Genomic DNA, 25,013 nt, shown 5'->3' with positions numbered 1-25,013 from the left:
AGGCGACCTGCTCGACGCCGGCACCGTGCGCCGCCTGGCCTGCGACGCCGAGGTCATCCCGATGGTCCTCGGCTCAGAATCCGAACCCCTGGACGTCGGCCGGCAAGAGCGCCTGTTCACCAAGGGCCTGCGCACCGCCGTGGTCCAACGGGACCGCTGCTGCTCCTTCCCCGGCTGCGACCGGCCCCCGTCCTGGACCCGCGTCCACCACGTCAAACACTGGATCGACGGCGGGAAGACCTGCCTGCTCAACGCGGCCCTGCTGTGCGAGCGACACCACGTCATCGTCCACCGCGACAACCTCACCGCCACCGTCACCACCACCGGAGTCCGATGGCACTTATGACCACCCCGCCCCAGCCCCGCCCACACCCGGCGGGGCAACAACCCATGCCTGAAGGGCGCCCGCCATCGGCCCCGCGGCAAGGCCCGGGCGGAGTGGCAAGGCCCGGGCGGAGTGGCGAGGCCTGCCCGGGCGGGGGCACGGCCAGGGCGCCCACGCCAAGCGGTGGCGCGTGCTCGGCATACTGCTGGAGAGCTCACCGAGCGGGAGGTGACCCGTGCCGACGAACCGGCTGGAGGCGTTCAGCGACGGCGTGCTGGCCGTCATCATCACGATCATGGTGCTGGAGCTGAAGCCACCGCCGGGGGACTCGTTCGCCGCCCTGGGCAGCGTCGGCAGCGGCCTGCTGACCTACGTCCTGTCCTTCGTCTACATCGGGATCTACTGGAACAACCACCACCACTTCTTCCAGCTGGTGCAGCGCATCGACGGGCGCGTGCTGTGGGCCAACCTGCACCTGCTGTTCTGGCTGTCCCTCGTGCCGTTCACCACGGCGTGGACCGACCGCTCCGACTTCGCCCGGGCGCCGGTGGCGTGCTACGGGATCGACCTGCTGATGTGCGCACTGGCGTGGGTGGTCATGCAGCGGATGTGCTACCGCAGCGAGGGTGAGAGCTCGCACCTGCGGCGTGCCGTCGGGCGGGGCCTGAAGGAGAAGCTCTCACCGGTGCTCTACGTCGTCGGCATCCTCGGTGCCTGGTGGCAGCCAGCGTTCTCCATGGCGATGTTCGCCGTCGTGGCACTCCTGTGGGTCGTGCCGGACCGCCGGATGGAGCGCTACATCAGCGAGTCCCGGCCGGCTGCCTGAGCCATCTCGGCCGTGGCGGTCGCTAGGGTGACCGGACCCCATCCACTCACCCTGGAGGTCCTGTCATGCTGCGCGCCCTGTCGCGCCCGCTCGTGCGCGGCGTCGAGCGCTACCTGCCCGGTTCGCTCGTCTTCGCCGTGATCCTCACCTTCATCGTCGGCATCCTCGCCCTCGCGCTCACCGACGCCGGACCCGTCGAGGTGGTGCGGTCCTGGGGTGACGGGCTGACCGGCCTGCTGGCGTTCATGACGCAGATGGCACTGATCCTGCTGCTCGGCTATGTGCTCGCCAACACCCGGCCGGTGCGGCGGCTCCTCAACCGCCTCGCCGCCCTGCCGCAGACGCCGGTGCAGGCCTACGCGTTCGTCACCTTCACCGCGGCGGTCGCCTCGCTCATCACCTGGGGGCTCGGGCTCGTGGTCGCGGCGCTGTTGTCGGTCGAGGTGGCGCGCAGTGCCCGCACCCGCGGGCTGCGACTGCACTACCCGCTGCTGGTGGCCTGTGGCTACTCGGGATTCGTCGTCTGGCACATGGGCTACTCGGGCTCCGGCCCGCTCGCGGCCGCGACGCCGGGCAGCTTCGTCGACAAGCTCGTCGGCCGCACCATCCCCGTATCCGAGACGATCTTCTCGACCTGGAACATGCTGGCCGCGCTCGCCGCCGTCGTGTTGGTGACCGCAGCGATGGCGATGCTGCGCCCTGGCCCGCGAGATCGGCTCGTCGAGCTTCCCGAGGGAGCCAGGCTCGCCTCCGAGGAGTCGAGCTCGGACGGCACGCTGGACCTGGGCGACGGCACCGTCACCCCGGCCGAGCGGATCGACGCGAGCCGTGTGGTGACCACGCTCGCCGGGGTGGCGCTCGCGGCATACCTGGTCATCTACTTCGCGCAGGAGGGCTTCGCGCTCACCCTCGACATCGTCAACTGGACCTTCCTCGCGCTGATCCTGCTGCTCGTCCGGTCACCGAAGGAGCTGGGCGGCCTCGTTGCGGACGCGGGGCGCAACGTGGGAGACATCCTGCTCCAGTTCCCCCTGTATGCCGGGATCCTCGGGATGATGGTGGCGACCGGCCTGATCGAGGTGTTCAGCAACTTCTTCGTGCACATCTCCTCGCCCGCGACGCTGGGGTTGTGGGCGTTCCTGTCCGGCGGCCTGGTCAACATGTTCGTCCCCAGCGGCGGTGGGCAATTTGCCGTGCAGGCGCCGATCTTCTTCGACGCAGCCAAGCAGCTGGGCGTCGACCCCGCCGTCGTCACGATGGGCATCGCCTACGGCGACCAGTGGACCAACATGATCCAGCCGTTCTGGGCGATCCCGCTGCTCGCCATCGCCCGGCTGCGGATCCGCGACGTGCTCGGGTTCACCACCGTGACGCTCATCGTCAGCGGAGTCGTGTTCGCCGTGACGATGGTGCTCGTCGGAGCGGGGTGAACAGCTAGGCGACGTGCCGCTCGTCCAACCCGGTGTAGGACGCGAGCGGCCGGATGAGGTGGTTGGCGGCCCGCTGCTCGAGGATGTGAGCGGTCCAGCCGGTCATCCGCGCGGCAACGAACAACGGCGTGAACTCCTCGGTGTCGAAACCGATCAGGTGGTAGACGGGGCCGGAGGGGTAATCGAGGTTCGGCTTGAGGTTGGTGCGGTCCTGCATGCCGTCCTTCAGCGCGGCGTACAGGTCGCGCACCTCGGGCCGCCGGTAGTGCTCGACGAGGGCGTCCAGCGCGGCCTGCATCGTGGGCACCCGGGAGTCGCCGTTCTTGTAGACGCGGTGCCCGAATCCCATGACCTTGCGCTTGTGGTCCAGTGCGTCGGCGAGCCAGGTCGGGACGTTCTCGGCGGCGCCGATCTCGTCGAAGGTGTGCAGCACCGCCTCGTTCGCGCCGCCGTGCAGGGGCCCCTTGAGCGCGCCGATCGCCCCGACGATCGCGGAGTAGTAGTCGGACAGCGTGGAGGTGATGACGCGGGCGGTGAACGTCGAGGCGTTGAACGAGTGTTCGGCATACAGGACCAACGAGGTGGCGAAGGCTTGGCGGATGACCTCCTCGGGCTCCTCGCCGAACGTCATGCAGAGGAAGTTCGCGGCATAGTCGAGGTCGTCTCGGGGCGGGACGGGCGGCAGCTGGTGCCGGTGGCGCTGGTCGTAGGCGACGATCGCCGGCAGCTTCGCGAACAGGGTGAGGCCCTTGTCGAGGATTGCCTCGGGGTCGCTGGCCCACGCGTCGGTGTCGTTGGCGCCGATGACGCTGACCGCCGTGCGCAGCACGTCCATGGGGTGCGTGTCGGTGGGCAGGTCGTCGATGACCCGCTTGACGTTGGCGTCCAGGGCGCGGCGAGACCGCTCGGTCGCGGTGAAGCGCGCCAGCTCGGCGGCGCTGGGCAGCTCCCCGTGCCAGAGCAGGTACGCGACTGCTTCGAAGTCCACGTGCCCAGCCAGCTCCTCCACCGGATAGCCGCGGTAGAGCAGGGAATTCGTGGCCGGGTCGATCCTCGAGATGGCCGTGTAGTCGACAACGACGCCGTTCAGTCCTTGCTTGACCTCCGTTGAATCGTTCATGCTCGCCTCACTCGTCGTGCGGTCCGGTCAGTTCACGACCGGACCTCGAAATTGAAGATGTTCGCGTCGAAGTGGTTGTAGCCCTCGTAGTCGAGGAGGTCGTACAGCTCCGCCCGGTCCTGCATGTCCGGGAGCTTGGCCGTCAAGGCGCCCCGCTCGGTGAGCTCATCGAGTCCGCGGACCGCAGCCCCCATCGCCAGTCGCAGCAGCGACACGGGCCAGATCACGAGGTTCACGCCGACGTCGCGCAACTGGTCGACCGTGAACAGCTCGGACTTCCCGAACTCGGTCATGTTGGCCAGGATCGGCACGTCGATGGCACGGCGGAGCGCCTCGAACTCCGTGAGGGTGGTCAGGGCCTCGGGGAAGATCGCGTCGGCGCCGGCGTCGACGAGCGCCTTGGCCCGGTCGACAGCGGCCGGCAGCCCGGCCACCGCCCGGATGTCGGTGCGCGCCATCACCAGCAGGTCGGGGTCGCGGCGGGCGTCGACCGCGGCGTGGATGCGCTTGCGGGCGGTGGCCTCGTCGACGACCTCCTTGCCGTCGAGGTGTCCGCACCGTTTCGGGTTCACCTGGTCCTCGATGTGGAGGCCAGCGACACCGGCGTCCTCGAGCTCCTGGACCGTGCGGGCGACGTTCATGGGTTCGCCGAAGCCGGTGTCCACGTCGACCAGTGCCGGCAGATCGGTCGTCCGGGCGATCTGGTGGGCGCGGGTCGCCACCTCGGTCAGCGTGGTCAACCCGATGTCGGGCAGGCCCAGGTCGGCCGAGAGGACCGCGCCGGAGATGTAGACGCCGTCGAACCCCTTGCGCTCGATCAGCCGGGCCGACAGGGGGTTGAACGCGCCGGGGAGGCGCAGGAGGTCACCGGAGGCGAGTCGCGCGCGCAGCGCCTGCCGCTTGGCCGCAGCGGTCGCGTTCGCGTAGAGCATCAGAACAACCCCTTCGGTTCGGCGACGTGGGTCAGGAACTGCTCCGGGGCCGTGCTGGTCAGGCCGGCAAGCTCGTCGGCTCCCAGCTCGGGCAGCCGCTGCGCCAGGTCCAGGAACCGGTCGATCTCCTGCGTGGGCAGCACGCCCTCGGCGAGGGTGCGGAACTTGCCGACGTAGTCGGCGCGACCGAACGGCTGCGCTCCGTGCGGGTGCGCGTCGGCGACGGCGATCTTCTCGGTGAGGACGGAGCCGTCGGTGGCTTGGATCTGGACCTCCCCGCCAAAGGCTCGTTCGGCCGGGTCGAGGGAGTGGTAGCGGCGGGTCCACTCCGGATCCTCCACAGTGCGCACCTTGCGCCACAACGCGACCGTGTCGGAGCGGTGGGCGCGTTCGGGCTCGTAGGAGCGCACGTGGTGCCACCCGCCGTCCTGCAGCGCCACGGCGAAGATGTACGGCAACGAGTGGTCCAAGGTCTCGCGGGTGGCGTCGGGGTCGTACTTCTGCGGGTCGCCCGCGCCGGAGCCGATCACGGCGTGGGTGTGGTTCGAGGTCCGGATGAGCACCTCGGTGACGTGGGCCGGATCCTGCAGGTGCGGGTGGTCGCGGCCCAGCCGGGCGGCCAGGTCGATCCACGCCTGCGCCTGGTATTCCGCCGAGTGCTGCTTGGTGAAGGAGTCCAGGATGGCCCGCTTGGGCTCTCCGGCGGCCGGCAGGTGGACCTCGTAACAGGCGTCCGGGCCGTCCAGCAACCACGCCACCACGCCGTCCTCGCCCTCCCAGATCGGGGCCGGGCTGGTCTGGCCGCGCATCGCCCGGTCCACCGCCTCGATCGCGGCCTTGCCCGCGAACGCGGGTGCGTAGGCCTTCCACGTGGAGATCTCGCCCTTGCGGGACTGGCGGGTGGCGGTCGTGGTGTGCAGCGCCTGCCCGATCGCATGGTAGGTCACCTCCGGCCGCAGGCCCAACAACGTGCCGAGGGCGGCCGCGACCGACGGGCCCAGATGGGCCACGTGGTCGATCTTGTGGGAGTGCAGGTCGATCGCGCGGGCCAGGTCGATCTGGACCTCGTAGCCCGTCGCGATGGCGCGGACCACGTCCCGGCCGGTGAGACCCCGTGCCGCCGCGTGCTGGGCGACCGCGACCACCGGGGGAATGTTGTCGCCCGGGTGGGCGAACTCGGCGGCGAGGAAGGTGTCGTGGAAGTCGAGCTCGCGCACCGCGACCGCGTTGGCCCAGGCGGCCCACTCCGGGGAGTAGCGCCCGGTCACGCCGAACACGGTGGCGCCGGGCTGGTACGGGTGGTCGCGGGCCTGGGCGCGTGCGGCAGCGACGGGTGCGCGGGCCAGTGAGGCCGTGGCGACCGCGGCGTTGTCGATGAGGCGGTTGACCACCATCTGCGTGACGTCGTCGTCGACCTCGACCGGATCCGCCGCAACCTCCGCGATCTTCCACGCCAACTGGTCTTCGCGCGGGAGGGCATCGCCACTGCGATGGACCTCCACGCGACAGACCGCCATGCCCCCATTCTCCTCCGCGGGGCAAGCCGTGCCGGTTCGGGAGCGTCCAGCAGCAGGCCCGGCCGTATCGAGCCTGGTGCGGGGGAGGGCTACTGGCCGACGCGGCCGTCGATGCGTTCGCGGAGCAGGTCGGCGTGGCCGCAGTGGCGCGCGTACTCCTCGATCATGTGCACGAGGATGTCCCGCAGCGGTGTGTCCCGCACGCGACTGCCCTTGCCGACGGCACCGAGGTCCGGGCTGTCGGCCACGAACTGCTCGGCGAAGGCCACCTCGTCCCGCCAGTGCTGCCAGGCGTCCTCGACGACCGCCGGGTCGCCGACGGCACCGTCGAAGTCGCCGTCCGACTCGTGGTCGCTCCAGTACAGCGGCGGTGCGTCCTGGCCGGCCATCTGCCGCCGGAACCAGTGACGTTCGACGTCGGACAGGTGCCGGAGCAGTCCCAGCAGGGACATGCTCGACGGCGGGACGGACCGGGTGGCCAGCTGTGCGGGGTCGAGGTCGGCGCACTTCAGCTCGAGGGTGAGCCGGTAGCGGCGCAGGTAGTCCACCAGCACGCTGCGTTCATCCGTGCCGGAGGAGGACTCCTCGCGGGGGTCGTCGGAGGAGTCGAGCCACATGTCGGGGACATCGGTGGCCTTCGACCACCGGGTGGGCACATGGGGCATGGTGGACAGGTCGGGTGTGTCCGGAACGGACTCGGAACCGTCGGCTGCAGTCGTCACCCGAGGCATCTTGGCGAGGTTCGGCGCCGGAATCCAGCGCCGCGGTTCAGGAGCGCAGCCGGCGCAGGTCCTCCCGGCACCGCCGCTCCAGGTCGTCGAGCTCGGTGAGGGAGTCCTCGATGTCCCGGCGCCGCTGCTCGAGGTCTCGGCGGCGGTCGTCGATCTGGCCGAGCAGGTAGCTGAGCTGGCCCTGCTCACCCGGCGGCTCGTCATACATGTTGACGATGGTGCGGATCTCCTCGAGGGGGAAGCCCAGGCGGCGGCCGCGCAGGATCAGGGCGAGCCGGGTGCGGTCGCGGCGGTGGTAGACGCGCTGCAGGCCGCGGCGCTCGGGAGAGATCAGCCCGAGCTCCTCGTAGTGCCGGATGGTGCGGTGGGTGACGCCGAACTCCTCGGCCACCTCGGCGATGGTCCAGGTCGGCTCGACCCCGCTCGTATCGGGAATGCTCGCCTCGGGGGCTGCCCGTCTTGTCACGACGCCCAGCATGCTTTACGTTGACGTTAACGTCAATGCGTCGAGGGACCCCACATGTTCGAGCTGAGCAAGGACCACGAGGACTTCCGCCAGGTCGTCCGCGACTTCGCCGAGCGGGAGGTCGAGCCGCACATCGCCCAGTGGGACCGCCAGCACCACTTCCCGACCGACCTGATCCCCAAGATGGGGGAGCTGGGACTGTTCGGGCTCGTCGTGCCGGAGGAGTTCGGAGGAGCCGGGCTCGAGGACGAGGGGGCGTTCACCTTCCAGTGCGTCGCCATCGAGGAGCTCGGCCGGGTCGACCAGTCGATCGGCATCACGCTGTCGGCCGGGGTGGGTCTGGGCATCAACCCGATCCTCACCTACGGCTCGCAGGAGCAGAAGGAGCGGTGGCTGCCGGACCTGGTCGCCGGGCGCGCACTCGCCGGCTTCGGCCTCACCGAGCCGGAAGCGGGCTCGGACGCCGGCGCCACGAGGACCCGCGCCCGCCTCGAGGACGGCCAGTGGGTCCTCAACGGCGCCAAGGCCTTCATCACCAACAGCGGCACCGACATCACCTCCGTGGTGACCGTCACCGCGCGCACCGGTGAGAAGGAGGACGGCTCGGCGGAGATCAGCGCGATCACCGTCCCGGCCGGCACGCCCGGCTTCACGGTCGAGCCGCCCTACGACAAGCTCGGCTGGCACGTCTCCGACACCCATGGCCTGACCTTCGAGAACTGCCGGGTGCCCGAGGCGAACCTGCTGGGCAACCGCGGCGACGGCTTCAAGCAGTTCCTCAAGACCCTTGACGACGGCCGGATCGCGATCAGCGCGCTCGCCGTCGGCCTCGCCCAGCGCATGCTCGAGGAGTCGACGGAGTACGCCAAGACCCGCCTCGCGTTCGGCAAGCCGATCGGCGTCAACCAGGGGGTCTCCTTCCAGGTGGCCGACCTCGCGGTGATGGTCGAGGCCGCCCGCCAGCTGACATACAAGGCGGCCTGGCTCAAGGACGAGTTGCACGCCGGCCGGCGCTCCCTGAAGGAGGTCAAGCAGGCGGCGGCGATCTGCAAGCTCTACTCCACCGAGGCCGCCGTCACCGCGACCCGCATCGCCACCCAGGTCTTCGGGGGCAACGGGTTCATGGAGGAGTTCCCCGTCGCCCGGTTCTACCGCGACGCGAAGATCCTCGAGATCGGCGAGGGCACCAGCGAGGTGCAGCGCATGGTCATCGCCCGCGGCCTGGGCCTGCCCAGCTGACGTCGCCGCCGTCGCCCGCGGCCCCGCCGCCACGGCAGTAGCGTCAGGACAGAGTCCACCCGTCGTCCACGAAGCAGGAGCAGCCGGTATGACGACCCCTTCCACCCAGCCCGAGGCCCCCTTCGCGCCGTCCACCGAGGGAGGGGACGCCCGGGTCGGTGACATCCGTGGACGGCTGGCACGTGCCTTCGAGGACTCCGCCGCGCCGTCGGAGAAGGGGCGAGCCAAGCTCGAGTCGCAGCACAAGCTCTACGTCCGGGAGCGGATCGCGCTGCTCTTCGACGAGGGGTCGTTCGTGGAGGACGGGCGCTTCGCCAACTCGACGGCACAGGGCCTCCCGGCCGACGGGGTGGTCACCGGTCGCGGTACCGTGGACGGCCGGCCGGCGATCGTGGTCGCCAACGACCCGACCGTCAAGGCCGGCTCCTGGGGGGCGCGCACCGTCGAGAAGATCGTCCGCGCCACCGAGATGGCGCTGCGCGAGGAGCTGCCGATCTTCTGGTTCGTCGACTCGGCCGGCGCCCGGATCACCGACCAGGTGGAGCTCTTCCCCGGCCGCCGTGGTGCCGGCCGGATCTTCCACAACCAGGTTGCGCTGTCCGGCAAGGTGCCCCAGATCTGCTGTCTGTTCGGCCCGTCCGCCGCCGGTGGCGCCTACATCCCCGCCTTCACCGACATCGTGATCATGGTCGACGGCAACGCCTCGATGTACCTCGGCAGCCCTCGCATGGCCGAGATGGTCGTCGGCGAGAAGGTGTCGCTCGAGGAGATGGGCGGCGCCCGCATGCACTGCTCGGTCTCCGGCTGCGGCGACCTGCTCGCCGAGGACGACGCCGAAGCCATCGAGCTGGCCAAGCTCTACTTCTCCTACGTGCCGTCGAACTGGCGCAGCGAGCGCCCCTCCTACCTCGCTGAGGAGCCGAGCGCGCCACTCACCCGGCACACCGTGCCCGAGAAGGAGAGCCAGCCGTTCGATGTCCACGAGGTGATCGAGGGCCTCGTCGACGACGACTCGTTCTTCGAGCTCAAACCCCTGTATGCCGCCGAGCTGGTGACCGGGTTCGGTCGCCTGGGGGGCGAGACGGTGGGCATCGTCGCGAACAACTCCTCGGTCAAGGGCGGGGTCCTGTTCGTCGACAGTGCCGACAAGGCGGCCCGGTTCATCTGGCTGTGCGACGCGTTCAACATCCCGCTGGTCTATCTCGCCGACGTGCCGGGCTTCATGATCGGCTCGGACGTGGAACGCGCCGGCATCATCCGGCACGGCGCCAAGATGATCACCGCCGTCTCCGAGGCCACCGTCCCGCAGTTCTCGGTCATCCTGCGCAAGGCCTACGGCGCCGGGCTCTATGCGATGGCCGGGCCCGGCTTCGCCCCCGACGCCACCCTCGCCCTGCCCACGGCGCGCATCGCGGTCATGGGCCCGGAAGCGGCCGTCAACGCCGTCTTCGCCAACAAGATCAACGCGATCGAAGACGGGGACGAACGGGCGCGCTACGTCGCCGACCGGCGCGCGGAGTACGAGGAGGACGTCGACCTCGAGCGGCTCGCCGCGGACCTGGTCATCGACGGGGTCGTCGAGGCCGACGCACTGCGGTTCGAGCTGTTGCGCCGTCTGCGCTACACGGCCGGCCGTGACCGTGGCTTCAGCGAACGTCGGCACGGCGTCCCGCCGGTCTAGATCCCTCCGCCGCTCGGGCGCCCTGCAGAAGTCGGCACGCGGCCGAGTCCGTCCTGCTCGATGGCCGGAATCAGGTGTCGAGGTCGGCACGCGGCCGAGTTTCGCACGATGGCTGGCGCGGACCGAAGGACTGGGCCACGATGTCGGCCATGATTCGACGCCTCGCCATCGGAGCCACTGCGCTCGCCTGTCTGGCCACCGCCGCCCTCCCCGCTGCCGCGATCACCCACGGCCACCCGGACGGCAGCCGCCACCCGGCCGTCGGTGCCCTGGTGGCCGATCAGGCCTATTCCGACGGGACGTGGACCTACTGCTCGGGCACGCTCATTGCCGCGGACATTTTCCTGACCGCAGCCCACTGCGGGGACCAGGGCGAGAGGGTGCGCGTGACCTTCGCGTCGGCATACCAGGACGGGGACACGATCTACACGGGGACGTTCCACGCCGACCCGGCCTACTCGCAGAAGCAGAGCAACCCGCACGACATCGCGGTGGTGGTCCTCGAGCAGCCGGTCGGTGACATCGCACCAGCCCAGCTTCCGGCTGCGGGGTCACTCTCCACGCTCAAGCACGGGCAGTCGTTCACATCAGTCGGCTTCGGCGCCTACGAGGTCACCCGGGGCAAGGGCGGACACCACTACCTCTACAACGACGTGCGGATGGCGACCAAGGGTTCGTTGGACGCCGTCAATCCGTCCTGGCTGCGGCTCTCGATGAATCCGGCCACCGGAGATGGCGGAACCTGTTACGGCGACTCCGGCGGGCCGAACTTCTTGGGCGACAGCGACATCATCGCCGCGACCACGATCACCGGGGACGCGATCTGCCGGGCGACCAACGTGGACTACCGTCTCGACACCGCGAGCGCTCGATCGTTCCTGGCCGCGTACGTGACCCTGCCCTGACGCCCCTGGGCGCCGGGCTGGTGCGGGGGTGCACGGAGAGCCGCCGTCGGTCGTCAGACTCCCCGCAGTCGTGGGGAGTGGTCGGAGTGGTGGACGTGGTACTCGTGCAGGAGGAGCAGCCCCAGCAGCAGCGCGAAGAGCGCCAGCGAGGGAGCGAGGTACACCCACGGCACCGTCCACGCCGGTGACGGGGTGGGGGCCGCCGGCGGCCGCGACACCACGGGGAAGTGGTAGTGGTCTCCCGGGAGGACGTCCCGGGGAACCCCGCCGTCAGGCGGGATCGGCAGCTCACCGGCGAGCGCGGAGGCCGCGCCCGCCACGACGGCCATGATCGTGACCGCCGTGGCGAGGAGCAGGCGATGCAGGTGGCTGCTCATGGCCGACCGCTCAGGCGCCTTCGAAGGTGCTGGTCTCGTGCCGGCTGCGCACGGCGAGGAACAGCCCGACGGCGATGATCACCGCGGCAGCGATCGCGGGACCGACGTACAGCCAAGGGAACTGGCCGGTGCTGGCCGCGGCGGCGGGCGCGTGGGTGACCGGGTGGTCAAGGCCGCCCTGGGGGAGTTCCACCATGGCGAGTGCGGACGTGGCGCCGACGACGACGAAGGCGACGGTCGCGGCGGCGGCGAGGATGAGTCGGTGCAGGTGCTTGGTCATGGTGACCTCCTCCAAGAGGATGGTGGCGAACCGCCGGTGCGATTCGCCACCCACAGTGAGGCCGGGAGGGAACCAGCCGCCATACGGTGTTTTGCGCAACCGGTCGAGGCGCCACCTACAGGGTTCCCCGCATGGTCGGCCGGACCGCTCCGGGCCTAGCCTCTCGGCCGGGAGGCGGTTGCCCAGACCGCCGGGACGCGATCGCCGCCGAGCGATGAGGCGGTGGCGATGAGGCGGTGGCGATGAGGCGGTGGCGATGAGGCGGTGGCGATGAGGCGGTGGCGATGAGCGCAGCCGGCCCGACGACCACAGACGTGAGCAGGGTCGCGCGGCTGTTGGAGTACGACCGCCCGGCGGGGCCGGAGGATGCCATCGCGCCCTCGCTGCTGGCAGACCTCGCCGCGCTCATCCCCTGTGACGCGGTCACCTTCCAGGTCAGGGGCCCGGCAGGGCAGTGGTATGACGTCCAGTCGGCTCCCGGCACGCCACCACCCGTCCTGCCGCTCACCGACGAGGCCGCCGGCCAGCACGAGTTGTGTGTGCGGTTGCCGGTGCTCGACCTGCGCGAGCGACGGGTGCGGTTGCTCCGCCGTGCCGGATCGGCCTTCAGCGAGCGGGAGGTGCTGCTGCTCGGCCTGCTCCGTCCACGCATCGTCGAGCTGCACCTACGGCAGCTGCGTCGCCGGCACGGTGCGCCGGAGCTGACGCCACGTCAGTGGCAGATCCTCCGCCTGATCGCCGCCGGCAGCTCGAACCGGCAAGTTGCCCGGGAGCTGGGCATCTCGGAGGCGACCGTCGGCAAGCACCTGGAGAACGTCTACGCGCGGGTGCAGGTCAACAGTCGCACCGAGCTCCTCGCGCGACTCGGCGCGCTCGAGCAGCACGCCGTGAGCTGACGGTCGTCGGCTGACAGTCAAGCGGGATTCGCGAGCTGATGAAAGGAGGTGCCGGATGGGCCGGATGGGCGTGACGACGGCCGACCTGCGCAAGGTCCATGGCCTGCTGGACCCGACTCGACCGTGCCGTCCGCACCGGCCGGATCGGCTGGATGACCAGGTGCCGCAGTCGTTCCTGGCGGACGTGATGGCGTTGATCGGGTGCGACGACTGCTCGTTCGTGTTGATGGACACGGCTCGTCGCTGGGGTGACTTCCAAGGCATCCCCGACATCCCGGACGAGTGGGACGACGAGACCGAAGAGCTCTGCTGGCAGGGGTATTTCGAGTCGCTCGCGGTCAACTACCCGCAGCAGACCGGGGACCACCGGACCGTCGGCCGGCTGTCGGACTTCCACAGCCAGCGGGACCTCACGCACATGCGGCTCAAGGCGTGGATGGGCCGGGTGGCGGTGCGCCACTTCGTCTCGGTGCCGGTTCCCGCGATCGACGCCCTCGACCGCCGGTTGGTGCTCTACCGCAGCGACGGTTCCGACTTCAGTGAGCGTGACGTGCTGCTCCTGACACTGCTCCGGCCCTACCTCGTCGAGATGCACCTGCGCCGGGTGCGCGAACTACGCGGACAGCCGGAGCTCTCCTCGCGGCAGTGGGACATGCTGCGGCTGCTCGGGACCGGTTGCACGAACCGGCAGGCGGCGCGGGCACTGGGGATCTCCGAGGCGACCGTCGCCAAGCACCTCGAGAACGCCTACGCCAAGCTGGGAGTCAACAGCCGGACCGAGGCACTCGCGCGCGTCACGCTGCTGGAACGGGACGCGCACACTGTCGTGAGCTGAGCCTCGATCCCGCGGATCCCGCCGCTCAGGAGCCGGGCCGGGCCTTGGCGCTCAGGAGCCGGTCGGCTCGCGCAGCGCGTGCCAGGGCAGTCCCACCTCACCAAGCAGCTCACGCAACAGCGGCAGGCTGAGCCCCACGACGTTGTGGTGGTCGCCCTCGATGCGCGTGACGTACGCGCCGCCCAGCCCGTCGACCGTGAACGACCCTGCGACGTGGAGCGGTTCGCTCGTCGCGACGTAGTCGTCGATCTCCTCGTCGGACAGGTCGGCGAAGTGCACCGTGGTCGAGGCGGTCGCGCCGATCGTGGCGCCTGTTCCGCCCTCGTCCGGGTCCCGCAGGTCGATCAGCCAGTGGCCGGTGTGCAGGACGCCCGCGCGGCCGCGCATGCGCTTCCAGCGCGCGACGGCGTCCGCGGCGTCGGCGGGCTTGCCGTGGACCTCGCCGTCCAGTTCCAGCACCGAGTCGCAACCGAGCACGAGCGCCTCCGCCGGCGCATCGGAGGGCGCGTCCTCACCGTCAAGCCGTCCGGCCACTGCCTCGCACTTCGCGCGGGCCAGGACGAGCGCGACGTCCTCCGCGGCCAGCTCGCCGAAGCGCTGCCCGGCCTCGGCCACCGTCGCGTCCTCGTCGACCCCCGACACGAGCGCGTATGCCGGCACGCCCGCGCGTGCCAGCGTCGCCTTCCGTGCGGGGGAGGCGGAGGCGAGGACGAGGGCGACGGTCGAGGAGCTCACGAGGAGGCAGGCTAGTCCCAGACTGGCCGGGGGTGATCCGGGGCTTGGCAGCCTGGGGTGCAGAAGTCGGCACGCGGCCGAGGTGATCCGGGCCCGGGCGGGTTGGGGGGTGCAGAAGTCGGCACATGGCCGGGGTGATCCGGGCCCGGCGGGTTGGGGGGTGCAGAAGTCGGCACGCGGCCGAGGTGATCCGGGGCCCGGCGGCGTCTGGGCCTGTGGATGACGGCAGCGGCTACCCGCAGACGCGTGCCATCGTCGCGGAATGACCGACCGACCACTCGACGTCCGCCATCCCTTCGCGCTTGAAGACGGACTGCGCGCCGGACATTCACGTACGCGGCTGTACGGCCCGGCGTTCACGCGCCTGTTTCGAGGTTGGTTCGTGTCGGCGGAGGTTGGCGTGACGTGGGAGCTGACCGTTCGGACGGCACTGCGCGCCGTGCCGCAGGCCGCTTTCGCGACCCACCACACCGCGGCGCGCCTACTCGGTGGTGTCGTCCCCGACGAGCCGGACGTCCACCTCGGGTCCGTCGGCGCCGGCAAGAGTCAGCTCGAGGGAGTCGTCGTCCACCGGCACCGTCGGCAACCGCCGCTGGTGCGACAACACGGCATACGCGTGACCTCGCCGGCCCGGACGTTCCTGGACCTGGCGGACCGACTCACCCTCGTTGATCTCGTCGTCCTTGGCGACTCGCTCGTCAAGCGCGGACGGTGCAGCCCGGAGTCCCTGCAGGAAGCCGCCCGGACGTGGCGCGGCCGCGCCGTACGGCGGGCGCGCGCGGCTGCTCGATTGGTCCGGCAGGCTGTCGACTCGCCCCAGGAGACGCGGACCCGGCTGCTCATGGTGTTCGCGGGGCTGCCCGAGCCGGAGATCAACATCGAGATCCGGGACGAGTACGGCGCGATTCAGCGACGGATCGACTTGGGCTACCGCGCATTCAAGCTGGCGATCGAGTATGACGGGAGGCAGCACATTGAGCGGGAGCGCGCCTGGGGTGCCGACATCCTCCGCCGGGAGGACCTCGGCAACGACGGGTGGAGGTTCGTGGTGCTGGTGTCCGATGACCTCAACGTCTCACCCGCTGACACTCTCGACCGCCTGGTCAAGGCCATGATGTCTGCCGGCATGCGGGTGCCGCGTGTCAAGGACGACTGGCGGCGGCACTTCCCGGGTCGGCGACAACTGGCAGCCTGACCCGTCTCATGGTGCAGAAGTCGGCACGCCGCCGGGGGTGATCCGGGGCTTGACGGGTTGGGGGATGCAGAAGTCGGCACGTGGCCGAGGTGATCCGGGGCTTGGCGGGTTGGGGGTGCAGAAGTCGGCACGTGGCCGGGGTGGTCCCGAGGCGCCCCCTCAGCCCTACTTCTGCTCGTAGGTCGGGATGAGCTGACCGCGGGCGAGGGTGTGCCCGAACAGGCTGAACGACAGGAAGGTGGGGGTCGCGCCCTCGTCGAGGTCGAGGTGGTCGACGTCCAGGGCGTGCACCATGATCACGTAGCGGTGCGGCCCGTGCCCGGGCGGCGGCGCGGCGCCGACGTAGCCGATCGACCCCGCGTCGTTGCGCACCTGCACCGCGCCCTCGGGCAGCTGGCTGCCCTCCGCGTCGCCGGCGCCGCTGGGCAGCTCGGTGGTGGCGGCGGGGATGTTGGCGACGGCCCAGTGCCAGAAGCCGCTGAGCGTCGGCGCGTCCGGGTCGTGGACGGTGACCGCGAAGCTCCGGGTTCCCTCGGGGAAGCCACTCCAGGACACCTGCGGCGAGGCGTCGTGGCCCCCGGCACCCAGGACGCCGCTGACCTGCGCCATGGCCATCGGCTGGCCGTCGGTGACGTCCGTGCTGGTGACCTTGAAGGACGGCACCTCCTCGATCGCTGGGTAGATCCGGTCGCTCACGGTGGCTCCTCTCGGCTGGACGCTGCTTGATGGACAGGCTAACGGCGAACGGCCCGCGCCTCAGCCCGACGATGCCTGCGAGACTCGGGATCGTGTCCGTCGCCCTCCCTCTCGTCGCACTGGCCCTCACCGTGCTGGTCGGCACCGAGGTCGCGCACCGCCTGAAGGTCTCCGCGCCGCTGCTCCTGACGGTCGTCGGGGTCGTCGCGTCGTTCCTGCCGATCGTGCCGCAGGTCCAGCTCAGCTCCGAGCTGGTGCTCGTCGGTCTCCTGCCGCCACTCCTCTTCGCCGCAGCGATCGGCACGTCACTGGTCGACTTCCGGGCCAACATCCAGGCCATCGGCTTCCTGTCGGTGGCCATGGTGGTCGTCACGGCCCTCTCCGTGGGGGTGGTGATCTGGGCGATCTTCCCCGTTCCGTTCACGTCAGCCTTCGCCCTCGGTGCGGTGGTGGGCCCGCCGGATGCGGTGGCCGCGACGTCGATCGGCCGGCGCATCGGGTTGCCCCGGCGCCTCGTCACGCTGCTCGAGGGGGAGTCGCTCGTCAACGACGCGACCGCCCTGGTGCTGCTGCGCACCGCGACCGTGGCGATCACCGGGACGGCGGGGTCGGTCACGGCCGGCTACGTGACGGTCAGCTTCCTGGAGTCGCTGGTCGGCGGCCTGGTCGTCGGTGTCGTCGTGGCCGCGGTCCTGGGCCAGGTGCACCAGCGGGTGGAGAGCCCGGTCGTCAACACGGCGCTGTCGTTCGTGACGCCCTACCTCGCCTACCTGCCGGCCGAGAAGATCCACGGATCCGGCGTCCTGGCGGTCGTCGTGGCGGGTCTGCTCATCGCCCACAACGCACCGGTGCAGCAGACGGCCAGCGGCCGGCTGCAGGCGAGGATCAACTGGTCGACGGTGCAGTTCCTGCTCGAGAACGTCGTCTTCCTCCTCATTGGCCTGCAGGCGGCCAGGATCGTGCGGGACGCTGGCGTCTCCGCCCTCGGCGGTGGGGTGGCCACACTGCTGTGCTTCGCCACGCTGGCGGTGGTCCTGCTGACCCGGCCGATGTGGATCTTCCTCGTGCGCTTCCCGGCCACGTGGCTGGATTGGCGTCAGCTCGGCAGCCACACCCCGCCCAAGAACGCGCTGATCCTGTCCTGGGCCGGTATGCGCGGCGTGGTCACCTTGGCAGCCGCCTTCGCTCTGCCGGCCCAGACCGCCTCGCGCGAGGTGCTGATCCTCGCGGCCATGGTGGTCACCGCCGGCACGTTGCTGCTCCAGGGCTCCACACTGCCCGCGCTGACCCGCCGACTCGACGTGCGCGGGCCGGATCCGCGCGAGGACGCGCTGCAGGAGGCGCGCATCCTGCAGGTCGCCGCGAATGCCGGGCTCGCCGAGCTCGACCGTCTCGGTGCCGGGGCCGACGGTGGGACGGTGGAGCAGTTGCGCACCCGGCTGGAGCGGCGGGTCAACGCCGCGTGGGAGCGCCTGGGGCCGACGCAGGCTGAGCTGGAGACGCCGAGCGAGGCCTACCGCCGACTCCGGCTGCAGATGCTCGCCGCCGAGCGCCGGGCGGTGCTCGAGATCCGCGATGCGGGCAGCGCCGACCACGAGGTGCTCGACGACGTCATGGGGGCACTCGACCTCGAGGAGTCGATGCTGGACCGCGCGGAGGACCGGAACGAGCGGCTCTCCTCGCCGGTCACCGTGCCTGAGGACAGTCGCGGCGACTGTGAGCACCTGCAGTCGGCGCCGCGCCACGCCGCCCCGCGCACGCCGGAGGGTTGTGAGGAGTGCCTCGCTCGGGGGATGACCTGGGTGCACCTGCGGCTGTGCCTCGCGTGCGGCCACGTCGGCTGCTGTGACAGCTCCGAGGGGCGCCACGCGAGCCAGCACTACGAGGAGACCGGTCACCCGGTGATGCGCAGCTTCGAGGCGGGTGAGCGCTGGCGCTGGTGCTTCGTCGACGAGTTGATGGACTGAGACTCGAGCCCGGGCAGGTCAGCTCTTGACGGCGCCGGCCATCAGCCCGCCGACGAACCAGCGGCCGAGCAGGATGTAGACCAGCAGGGTCGGTGCGGTGACCAGCAGCGCGCCGGCCATGACCTCGGGGTAGGGCACGATCTGCGAGCCGGCCAGGTTGGCCAGCCCCAGGATGACCGGGCCGTTGTCCTTGCTGGAGAGGAACACGGCGAACAGGTAGTCGTTCCAGATCGAGGTGAACTCCCAGATGATCGTCACGACGAAACCGGGAGCCGACAGCGGCAGGATCAACGACCAGAAGGTGCGCAGCATCCCCGCGCCGTCGACCCGTCCGGCCTCGATCAGCTCGTTCGGGACGGTGGTCTGGTAGTAATTGCGGAAGATCAGCGTGCAGATCGGGATGCCGTAGACGATGTGCACGAGCATCAGCTGCGGCACCCCGCGCGGCAGTCCCGTGGCCGGCAGGAACTCCAACAGCGGCACCATGACCGCCTGGTAGGGGATGAACATCCCGAACAGGATCAACGTGAACACGACGTTCGCGCCCGGGAAGCGCCACCGCGACAGCACGAAGCCGTTCATCGACCCCAGCAGCGAGGCGATCACCGCGGCCGGGACCGCGAGGAGCACCGTGCGCAGCAGGGCCGGGCTGAGCGTGTGCCACGCGGCCGACCAGCCCTCCATGGACAGCCCGCTGGGCAGGGCCCACCGGTTCGGGCTGAGCGCCTCGTCGAAGGACTTGAAGCTGGTCACGACCAGGACATAGGCCGGGATCAGCACGACGACGAGGAAGAAGACGAGCAGCACCAGCCGGACCACCTGACCGCCGCGGGTGCGCTTCGTCACCTTGCGCCGGCGCTCGGCCGCAGGGGGAGCCGGCAGCTGCTCCGCGGCCGTCTGGACGGTCGTCATGCCTGCTTCTCCTGACGGGCGTTGTGCACGAGGTAGGGCACGACCAGCAGGGCGACCGCCAGCAGCAGGATGATCGCCACCGCCGCGGCCTGGGAGAAGTCCTGCTGCCCGGTGAGGGTCCACATGATCACCATCGGCACCGAGGTGAACACGTTCTTCTCGCCGGAGATCGCCATGATGATGTCGAACATCTTCAGCGACATGTGGCCGAGGATGATCATCGCCGACAGCGCGATCGGCGACAGCTGGGGGAACAGCACGTGCCGATAGAGCTGGAACTCGTTCGCCCCGTCGATCCGCGCCGCCTCGCGGAGCTCACCGGGGATGCCCCGGAAGCCCGCGAGGAACAGCGCCATGATGTAGCCCGAGAGCTGCCACACCGCCGGGATCGCGATCGCCGCGATGCCCCACGTCGGGTTCGACACCCACCACTGGTTCTTGAGGAACCCCAGCCCGATCATGTCGAACAGCTGGTTCAGCCCCGAGGCGCTGGAACCGGTGTCGCTGTTGAGCAACCAGTTCCAGACCACCCCGGAGGCGAACATCGACACCGCCATCGGGAAGAGGTAGACCGCGCGGAACAACCCCTCGGCCTTGAGTCCCTTCTCCAGCAGCATGGCCCACAGCAACCCGAAGAACAGCGCCCCGGCGATGTAGACCACCGCCAGGATCAGCATGTGCTTCAGCGAGTTGACGAAGCCCGGGTTGCTGAACAGCGTGCCGTAGTTGGCGAAACCCACGTGGGCCGACGGGTCCACGCCGATCTTGCGTTCGAACCGGCTGTTGTCGTTGGTCAGCGAGATGTTCGCCGTCCAGCCGATCAGGCCGTAGACGAAGAAGCCGACGAGGATGAGCGAGGGGGAGATGAGCAGGAGCCCAGGCCCCCACTCGCGGAGTTTGCGGGGCATCTCAGCCGAGGGTCTTCTTCCAGCTCGAGTACTTCTGGGCGAGGGTGACCAGCGTGCCCTGCAGCTTGCCCACATCGGGGTTGGAGCTGAACGCGCTCATCGCCGTCTGGATGTCGTTGTTCCAGGCGCCGGGGCCAGCCGACCCGTGGGCCATCGACGGGGCGAGCTTGGAGGACTTCCACTGCTTCATCGCCCACTGCTGGTACTTCGGGTAGTCCTTCGGGTTGGCGTCCGTGCGGGCCGGGATCGAGCCCTTCTTGGTGTTGAACGCCTTCTGCCCCTCGGCGCTGCCCACGACCTTGAGCCAGCACTTGGCGCCCTCGGGGTCCTTGCCGTTGACCGGGAGGGTGAACGAGTCGGACAGCCACTGGTAGACACCGTCCGTGCCCGGCGCGGGCCAGTAGGTGTATGCCGAGTCCGGCACGTTGAGCGTCATCAGCTGGGCGGGCACCCAGTCACCCATGACCTGGTAGCCGGCCTGCGCCTCGCCGCTCTTGGGGAAGACGTACTTCGCCAGTGCGGCGTCCCAGTCCATGGTGTCGCGGTCGCTGTTGGTGTAGCTCATCAGCGTCTTGAAGTCGTTCAGCGCGGAGGTGACCTCCTTGCTGTCCCACTTGGTGGAGCCGTCCCACAGCCCGTTGAACTTGTCCACGCCCAGGTCGCCCAGGAGCGTGGTCTCCATGAGCATCTCCTCGGCGAAGCCCTTGGACATCGCGAGCGGGTGCTCGACACCGGCCTTCTTGAGCTTGGCGAGGTCGGAGATCCACGCCTGCACGCTGGCGGGCGCCTGGTTGGGGTTGATCCCGGCCTTCTTCAGCACCTTGGGGTTGACCCACACCATGTTGGCTCGGTGGATGTTGGCCGGGACCGAGTAGATCTTGCCGTTGACGGTGAGCTGGTCGACGAGGTCCTGGGGGAAGGCCTTGTCGAAGCCGTTCTCCTTGAACAGCGACGTGATGTCCTGCACCTGGTTGTTGGCGATGTAGTCGGTCAGCTCGCCACCGGCGTGTGCCTGGAAGGTGCTCGGCGGGTTGCCGGCCTCGAGGTTGTTGGCCAGCAGCGTCTTGGCCTTGTCACCCCCACCCCCGGCCACCGCAGCGTTGACGAAGTGGTACTGCGAGCACTGCTTGTCGAACACCGAGACCATGCCGTCCAGACCGGCCTTCTCGCCGCCGGCGGCCCACCAGGTGAAGACCTCGACGTCCTTGCTGTTGCCCCCCTGCGTGCTGCCCTGGCTGCTGTCGCTGCCGGAGGTCTGTCCGCCGTCCCCGGCGTTGTTGCTGCTGCCGCCACCACAGGCGGACAGGGCGAGGGTGGCGCTGATGGCGAGCGCGGCCGCTGCCCGAGTCTTGGTGAGACGCATCGTGTGAGCCTTCCCGAAAAGCTGTGACCGAAGTGGCGCGTCGGGCCACGATGCCGGACGCGACGGTGCCCTGAGGGGACACCGACTGCACCTTGCAACCTGAGGGCAGGCGTGTCAACGACATTGGCCAGATCTCCACCATGTCGTGTCCATCACGGTGGTCTGGACCAATGGGACTAGTCACCGAGCGGGCAGCCGGACTAGCTCAGGAGGGCCTCACGCAGGGTGTCGAGCCCGACTCCGCCGATGTCGAGCGCCCGGCGGTGGAAGCGCTTGAGGTCGAAGGCCGCGCCCTCCCGCTGCCGCAGCTCCTCGCGCAGCTGCAGCCAGAGCCGCTCGCCGATCTTGTAGGACGGCGCCTGCCCTGGCCAGCCGAGGTAGCGGTCGAGCTCGAAGCGCAGGAAGCCCTCCGGCATGTTGGCGTGCGCGCACAGGAACTGCCACGCCTTGTCATAGGTCCACTCGCCGCCGCCGACCTCCTCGGGGGCCTCGAAGCCGCAGTGCACCCCGATGTCGAGCACGACCCGCGCCGCGCGCAGGGACTGGCCGTCCAGTAGCCCCATCCGGTCTCCCGGGTCGTCCATGTAGCCGAGGTCGGCCATCAGCCACTCGGCATACAGGGCCCATCCCTCACCGTGACCGGAGGTCCACGCGGCCAGGCGCCGCCAGCGGTTGAGGATCTCGGAGCGGTAGACGGTCTGCGCGACCTGCAGGTGGTGGCCCGGGACGCCCTCGTGGTAGACGGTGGTCAGCTCCCGCCACGTGCCGAAGTCGTCCACGTCCTTGGGCACCGACCACCACATCCGGCCGGGACGGCTGAAGTCCTCGCTCGGCCCGGTGTAGTAGATCCCCCCGGTGTGGGTGGGGGCGATCCGGCACTCGATCGTGCGGACGGGGTCGGGGATGTCGAACTGGGTGTCGGCGAGGTGGGCGATGGCCTCGTCCGCGCGACGCTGCATCCACTGCTGCAGCTCGTCGGTGCCGTGCAGCTGGTAGTGCGGGTCCTCGTCGAGCGCGGCGATCGCCTCCTTGACGGTGGCATCCGGCTTGATCTGGGCGGCGACCTTCTCCATCTCGGCGGTGATCCGCGCCAGCTCCTGCTGGCCCCAGGCGTAGGTCTCGGCCAGGTCGATGGTGGCGCCGAGGAAGTAGCGCGACATCAGCTGGTAGCGCTCCCGGCCGCAGGCGTCCGCCTCGGGCGCGGCGTCGAGCAGCTCCGTGCGCAGGGTGTCGGCCAGCCGGGCATAGGCGTCGGAGGCCTGCCGCACCGCGTCCGTCAGCAGCTGGCGCACGCTGTCGCCGAGCGGCTGGTCGCCGGCCTTCGCCTCGCTGACCAGCGTGGCGAAGTAGCCGTCCTCGCTGGTGAACTCCAGGCACTGCTTGATGCAGGAGCGGACCTGGCGCTTCGGACTGACGCGTCCGGCTGCCCTGGCGGCGAGCAGCGACTCGACCCAGGTGTCCAGCGCGTGCGGGACCTTCGCCATGCGCCGGGCGATCACCGCCCAGTCCTCATCGGTGGCGGTGGGCATGAGGTCGAAGACGTCGCGGATCTCCTGCATCGGGGAGGCGATCACGTTGAGGGACATCTCGTCCAGGCCGGCCTCGTGCATCTCCTCGGCGAGGCCCAGCCGCTCCCGCATCGCGGCGAGCGTCACGCGGTCCACGTCGTCCACCGGCTCGGCGGACTCCAGTTCTGCGAGCGTCTGCCGGCGCAGCTCGGACTGCCGCGCGAAGCCGGCGGGGGAGAAGTCGTCGATGTCCTCGTCGTGGCCGGGGATCCCGAGATAGGTCGCCGTCAACGGGCTCAGCGCCACCTCGGCCTCGAGGTGGGCGTCGGCGACCCGGTCGATCGCGGTCGCCGGGCGGGTGGTCGTCGCGTGCTGCGCGGGAGTCTCGTTGGTCACCGGGCGAAGGTACACCGGCCGGTGCCGCTGTCACAGGCCAGTGAGGAGGAGGTATGCCGGGTCAGCGGCGACATCGCAGGAGCCGCGAGAGCGGTCAGCGGCGACGTCGCAGGAGCCGCGAGAGCGGTCAGCGGCCACGCCGCAGGAGCCGCGAGAGTCCTCAGCGGGGGAGGGCCGAGGCGCGCCACTGGCCGGGCCCGTGGCCGGGCGCCGCGCCCACGAGCCGGTCACGGGCGGCCCAGCGGGACGCCTGTCGTGGTGACTCGTGTGCGCCGGCGCCGGCCGCGGCCAGCACAGTGACGAGCGCGGCGAGCTCCTCGGCCGACGGGGCGCCGCGGACGATCCGCAGCTGCGGCGTCGTGGGGGTCGGGTCGTCGTCGGTCATCAGAGGGGGATGTTCCCGTGCTTCTTGGCGGGCAGCGATTCCCGCTTGGTCCGCAGCGCTCGCAGGGCCTTGATGATGTAGGAGCGGGTGTAGGAGGGCGGGATGACCGAGTCCACGTAGCCGCGCTCGGCGGCGATGTAGGGGTTGGCGAGGGTGTCCTCGTACTCCTGGATGAACTTCTGCCGTGCGGCCTCGATGGCCTCCGGGTCGCCGCCGCTCTCCTCGGTGACCTGCTTGATCTGCTTGCGGTAGAGGATGTTCACCGCGCCCTGGGCGCCCATGACGGCGATCTGCGCCGTCGGCCAGGCGAGGTTGACGTCGGCGCCGAGGTGCTTGGAGCCCATGACGTCGTACGCGCCGCCGTAGGCCTTGCGCGTGATGACGGTGACCAGCGGCACGGTGGCCTCCGCGTAGGCGAAGATCAGCTTGGCGCCCCGGCGGATGATGCCGTTCCACTCCTGGTCGGTGCCGGGCAGGAAGCCGGGCACGTCGACGAAGGTCAGCACCGGGATGTTGAAGGCGTCGCAGGTGCGCACGAACCGCGCGGCCTTCTCCGAGGCGTCGATGTCGAGGGTGCCGGCGAACTGCATCGGCTGGTTGGCGACCACGCCGACCGGGTGGCCCTCGACGCGGCCGAAGCCGACGACCATGTTCGGCGCGAACATCGCCTGGACCTCGAGGAAGTCGCCCTCGTCGAGCACCGACTCGATCGCGGTGTGCATGTCGTAGGGCTGGTTCGGGCTGTCCGGCACGAGCGTGTCGAGCGCGCGGTCCTCGTCGCTGATCTCGAGGTCCGCCTGCTCGTCGTACGACGGGGGCTCGTCGAGGTTGTTCTGAGGCAGGAAGGACAGCAGCGCCCTGACGTACTCGATCGCGTCGGACTCGTCGTGGGCCATGTAGTGGGCGTTGCCGGACTTGGTGTTGTGCGCCCGGGCGCCGCCGAGGTCCTCCATCGACACGTCCTCGCCGGTGACCGTCTTGATCACGTCGGGGCCGGTGATGAACATGTGCGAGGTCTGGTCGACCATCACGGTGAAGTCGGTGACGGCGGGGGAGTAGACGGCCCCGCCGGCGCAGGGTCCCATGATCAGCGAGATCTGGGGGATCACCCCGGAGGCGTGCACGTTGCGCCGGAAGATCTCGCCGTACAGGCCGAGGGAGACCACGCCCTCCTGGATGCGGGCGCCGCCGGAGTCGTTGATGCCGATCACCGGGCAGCCGGTCTTCATCGCCAGGTCCATGACCTTGACGATCTTCTCGCCGAACACCTGTCCCAGCGAACCGCCGAACACCGTGAAGTCCTGGGAGAAGACGCAGACCGGGCGACCGCCGATGGTTCCGAAGCCGGTGATCACGCCGTCTCCGTACGGTCGCCGGGCCTCCATCCC

At 70.0% G+C, this 25,013-nt stretch carries 25 protein-coding genes; 10 read left to right on the top strand and 15 right to left on the bottom strand.

Annotated elements, in window-relative coordinates; genetic code table 11:
• The 3 genes from VFL99_RS17510 to VFL99_RS17500 form a co-directional block, all read left to right on the top strand.
• The coding region (locus VFL99_RS17510; RefSeq protein WP_325107650.1) for an HNH endonuclease signature motif containing protein at positions 1-346 on the top strand (346 nt) is incomplete at its 5' end.
• Positions 347-560: 214 nt separating this feature from the next.
• Positions 561-1,151: a TMEM175 family protein gene (locus VFL99_RS17505; RefSeq protein ID WP_325107649.1), complete on the top strand. Its 591-nt coding sequence runs from the start codon at positions 561-563 to the stop codon at positions 1,149-1,151.
• 65 nt (positions 1,152-1,216) lie between these two features.
• Complete coding sequence (locus VFL99_RS17500; protein ID WP_325107648.1) at positions 1,217-2,581, top strand: short-chain fatty acid transporter; 1,365 nt, start codon at positions 1,217-1,219, stop codon at positions 2,579-2,581.
• Between the two features lie 4 nt (positions 2,582-2,585).
• Here VFL99_RS17500 and VFL99_RS17495 read toward each other — a convergent pair whose 3' ends face one another.
• The 5 genes from VFL99_RS17495 to VFL99_RS17475 form a co-directional block, all read right to left on the bottom strand.
• On the bottom strand, positions 2,586-3,701 hold the full coding sequence (locus VFL99_RS17495) for a bifunctional 2-methylcitrate synthase/citrate synthase (protein ID WP_325107647.1): 1,116 nt from the start codon (positions 3,699-3,701) through the stop codon (positions 2,586-2,588).
• Between the two features lie 32 nt (positions 3,702-3,733).
• Complete coding sequence (gene prpB, locus VFL99_RS17490) at positions 3,734-4,633, bottom strand: methylisocitrate lyase (protein ID WP_325107645.1); 900 nt, start codon at positions 4,631-4,633, stop codon at positions 3,734-3,736.
• Positions 4,633-6,150, bottom strand: a complete 1,518-nt coding sequence (locus VFL99_RS17485) for an MmgE/PrpD family protein (RefSeq protein WP_325107644.1) — start codon at positions 6,148-6,150, stop codon at positions 4,633-4,635. Before VFL99_RS17485 ends, prpB begins: the two co-directional genes overlap by 1 nt.
• 89 nt (positions 6,151-6,239) lie before the next feature.
• Positions 6,240-6,872, bottom strand: a complete 633-nt coding sequence (locus VFL99_RS17480) for a DinB family protein (RefSeq protein WP_325107643.1) — start codon at positions 6,870-6,872, stop codon at positions 6,240-6,242.
• Positions 6,873-6,918: 46 nt separating this feature from the next.
• On the bottom strand, positions 6,919-7,347 hold the full coding sequence (locus tag VFL99_RS17475; protein ID WP_325107642.1) for a MerR family transcriptional regulator: 429 nt from the start codon (positions 7,345-7,347) through the stop codon (positions 6,919-6,921).
• A gap of 54 nt (positions 7,348-7,401) precedes the next feature.
• On the opposite strand from VFL99_RS17475, the gene VFL99_RS17470 reads away from it, so the two are divergent.
• The 3 genes from VFL99_RS17470 to VFL99_RS17460 all read left to right on the top strand — a co-directional run bounded on the left by VFL99_RS17470 (position 7,402) and on the right by VFL99_RS17460 (position 11,172).
• Positions 7,402-8,586 carry an acyl-CoA dehydrogenase family protein gene (locus VFL99_RS17470; protein WP_325107641.1) on the top strand — a complete coding sequence of 395 codons (1,185 nt, stop codon included), beginning with the start codon at positions 7,402-7,404 and terminating at the stop codon, positions 8,584-8,586.
• Positions 8,587-8,674: 88 nt separating this feature from the next.
• Positions 8,675-10,267 carry an acyl-CoA carboxylase subunit beta gene (locus VFL99_RS17465; RefSeq protein ID WP_325107640.1) on the top strand — a complete coding sequence of 531 codons (1,593 nt, stop codon included), beginning with the start codon at positions 8,675-8,677 and terminating at the stop codon, positions 10,265-10,267.
• A gap of 149 nt (positions 10,268-10,416) precedes the next feature.
• A complete protein-coding gene (locus VFL99_RS17460; protein WP_325107639.1) occupies positions 10,417-11,172 on the top strand; it encodes a trypsin-like serine protease in 756 nt (251 codons plus the stop codon).
• 53 nt (positions 11,173-11,225) lie between these two features.
• Here VFL99_RS17460 and VFL99_RS17455 read toward each other — a convergent pair whose 3' ends face one another.
• Both VFL99_RS17455 and VFL99_RS17450 read right to left on the bottom strand, forming a co-directional pair.
• A complete protein-coding gene (locus VFL99_RS17455; protein WP_325107638.1) occupies positions 11,226-11,549 on the bottom strand; it encodes a hypothetical protein in 324 nt (107 codons plus the stop codon).
• A 10-nt stretch (positions 11,550-11,559) separates the two neighbouring features.
• Positions 11,560-11,829 carry a hypothetical protein gene (locus VFL99_RS17450; RefSeq protein WP_325107637.1) on the bottom strand — a complete coding sequence of 90 codons (270 nt, stop codon included), beginning with the start codon at positions 11,827-11,829 and terminating at the stop codon, positions 11,560-11,562.
• 314 nt (positions 11,830-12,143) lie between these two features.
• Here VFL99_RS17450 and VFL99_RS17445 point away from each other — a divergent pair, with 314 nt between their 5' ends.
• Both VFL99_RS17445 and VFL99_RS17440 read left to right on the top strand, forming a co-directional pair.
• Positions 12,144-12,725, top strand: a complete 582-nt coding sequence (locus VFL99_RS17445; RefSeq protein ID WP_325107636.1) for a helix-turn-helix transcriptional regulator — start codon at positions 12,144-12,146, stop codon at positions 12,723-12,725.
• 55 nt (positions 12,726-12,780) lie between these two features.
• Complete coding sequence (locus VFL99_RS17440; RefSeq protein WP_325107635.1) at positions 12,781-13,560, top strand: helix-turn-helix transcriptional regulator; 780 nt, start codon at positions 12,781-12,783, stop codon at positions 13,558-13,560.
• A 51-nt stretch (positions 13,561-13,611) separates the two neighbouring features.
• On the opposite strand, the gene VFL99_RS17435 is transcribed toward VFL99_RS17440, so the two are convergent.
• Positions 13,612-14,295 (bottom strand): Maf family protein, encoded by a 684-nt coding sequence (locus VFL99_RS17435; RefSeq protein WP_325107634.1) that lies wholly within the window; start codon positions 14,293-14,295, stop codon positions 13,612-13,614.
• 400 nt (positions 14,296-14,695) lie between these two features.
• Here VFL99_RS17435 and VFL99_RS17430 point away from each other — a divergent pair, with 400 nt between their 5' ends.
• A complete protein-coding gene (locus tag VFL99_RS17430; RefSeq protein WP_325107633.1) occupies positions 14,696-15,490 on the top strand; it encodes a hypothetical protein in 795 nt (264 codons plus the stop codon).
• 165 nt (positions 15,491-15,655) lie between these two features.
• Here the strand turns inward: VFL99_RS17430 and VFL99_RS17425 are convergent, their stop codons facing one another.
• Positions 15,656-16,186 (bottom strand): YbhB/YbcL family Raf kinase inhibitor-like protein, encoded by a 531-nt coding sequence (locus VFL99_RS17425; RefSeq protein ID WP_414713799.1) that lies wholly within the window; start codon positions 16,184-16,186, stop codon positions 15,656-15,658.
• A gap of 92 nt (positions 16,187-16,278) precedes the next feature.
• Between VFL99_RS17425 and VFL99_RS17420 the strand changes: the two genes are divergently transcribed.
• Positions 16,279-18,153: a Na+/H+ antiporter gene (locus VFL99_RS17420; protein ID WP_325107632.1), complete on the top strand. Its 1,875-nt coding sequence runs from the start codon at positions 16,279-16,281 to the stop codon at positions 18,151-18,153.
• Positions 18,154-18,171: 18 nt separating this feature from the next.
• Here the strand turns inward: VFL99_RS17420 and VFL99_RS17415 are convergent, their stop codons facing one another.
• From VFL99_RS17415 to VFL99_RS17390, 6 genes are all read right to left on the bottom strand, one after another.
• Complete coding sequence (locus VFL99_RS17415) at positions 18,172-19,065, bottom strand: carbohydrate ABC transporter permease (RefSeq protein WP_325107631.1); 894 nt, start codon at positions 19,063-19,065, stop codon at positions 18,172-18,174.
• Entirely contained in the window at positions 19,062-19,973 is a 912-nt protein-coding gene (locus VFL99_RS17410) for a carbohydrate ABC transporter permease (protein ID WP_325107630.1), read from the bottom strand. Before VFL99_RS17410 ends, VFL99_RS17415 begins: the two co-directional genes overlap by 4 nt.
• Position 19,974: 1 nt before the next feature.
• Complete coding sequence (locus VFL99_RS17405; protein ID WP_325107629.1) at positions 19,975-21,336, bottom strand: ABC transporter substrate-binding protein; 1,362 nt, start codon at positions 21,334-21,336, stop codon at positions 19,975-19,977.
• 200 nt (positions 21,337-21,536) lie between these two features.
• Positions 21,537-23,240 (bottom strand): DUF885 domain-containing protein, encoded by a 1,704-nt coding sequence (locus VFL99_RS17400; RefSeq protein ID WP_325107628.1) that lies wholly within the window; start codon positions 23,238-23,240, stop codon positions 21,537-21,539.
• Between the two features lie 160 nt (positions 23,241-23,400).
• Positions 23,401-23,625 carry an acyl-CoA carboxylase epsilon subunit gene (locus VFL99_RS17395; protein ID WP_325107627.1) on the bottom strand — a complete coding sequence of 75 codons (225 nt, stop codon included), beginning with the start codon at positions 23,623-23,625 and terminating at the stop codon, positions 23,401-23,403.
• A partial coding sequence (locus VFL99_RS17390; protein ID WP_325107626.1) for an acyl-CoA carboxylase subunit beta occupies positions 23,625-25,013 on the bottom strand: 1,389 nt, incomplete at its 5' end. The genes VFL99_RS17390 and VFL99_RS17395, both read right to left, overlap by 1 nt.

It is taken from the genome of Segeticoccus sp. (genome assembly GCF_035708005.1).
Note: the sequence above shows the minus strand (reverse complement) of the source record. Positions and strands in the feature narration are given on the sequence as shown.

What these genes read in the sequence shown, in the direction of transcription:
- VFL99_RS17470 (WP_325107641.1), top strand. Translation starts at nt 7,402, where the DNA reads ATGTTCGAGCTGAGCAAGGACCACGAGGACTTCCGCCAGGTCGTCCGC.
- VFL99_RS17410 (WP_325107630.1), bottom strand. Translation starts at nt 19,973, where the DNA reads ATGCCCCGCAAACTCCGCGAGTGGGGGCCTGGGCTCCTGCTCATCTCC.
- prpB (WP_325107645.1), bottom strand. Translation starts at nt 4,633, where the DNA reads ATGCTCTACGCGAACGCGACCGCTGCGGCCAAGCGGCAGGCGCTGCGC.
- VFL99_RS17405 (WP_325107629.1), bottom strand. Translation starts at nt 21,336, where the DNA reads ATGCGTCTCACCAAGACTCGGGCAGCGGCCGCGCTCGCCATCAGCGCC.
- VFL99_RS17395 (WP_325107627.1), bottom strand. Translation starts at nt 23,625, where the DNA reads ATGACCGACGACGACCCGACCCCCACGACGCCGCAGCTGCGGATCGTC.
- VFL99_RS17455 (WP_325107638.1), bottom strand. Translation starts at nt 11,549, where the DNA reads ATGAGCAGCCACCTGCATCGCCTGCTCCTCGCCACGGCGGTCACGATC.
- VFL99_RS17450 (WP_325107637.1), bottom strand. Translation starts at nt 11,829, where the DNA reads ATGACCAAGCACCTGCACCGACTCATCCTCGCCGCCGCCGCGACCGTC.
- VFL99_RS17495 (WP_325107647.1), bottom strand. Translation starts at nt 3,701, where the DNA reads ATGAACGATTCAACGGAGGTCAAGCAAGGACTGAACGGCGTCGTTGTC.
- VFL99_RS17485 (WP_325107644.1), bottom strand. Translation starts at nt 6,150, where the DNA reads ATGGCGGTCTGTCGCGTGGAGGTCCATCGCAGTGGCGATGCCCTCCCG.
- VFL99_RS17500 (WP_325107648.1), top strand. Translation starts at nt 1,217, where the DNA reads ATGCTGCGCGCCCTGTCGCGCCCGCTCGTGCGCGGCGTCGAGCGCTAC.
- VFL99_RS17460 (WP_325107639.1), top strand. Translation starts at nt 10,417, where the DNA reads ATGATTCGACGCCTCGCCATCGGAGCCACTGCGCTCGCCTGTCTGGCC.
- VFL99_RS17465 (WP_325107640.1), top strand. Translation starts at nt 8,675, where the DNA reads ATGACGACCCCTTCCACCCAGCCCGAGGCCCCCTTCGCGCCGTCCACC.
- VFL99_RS17415 (WP_325107631.1), bottom strand. Translation starts at nt 19,065, where the DNA reads ATGACGACCGTCCAGACGGCCGCGGAGCAGCTGCCGGCTCCCCCTGCG.
- VFL99_RS17440 (WP_325107635.1), top strand. Translation starts at nt 12,781, where the DNA reads ATGGGCCGGATGGGCGTGACGACGGCCGACCTGCGCAAGGTCCATGGC.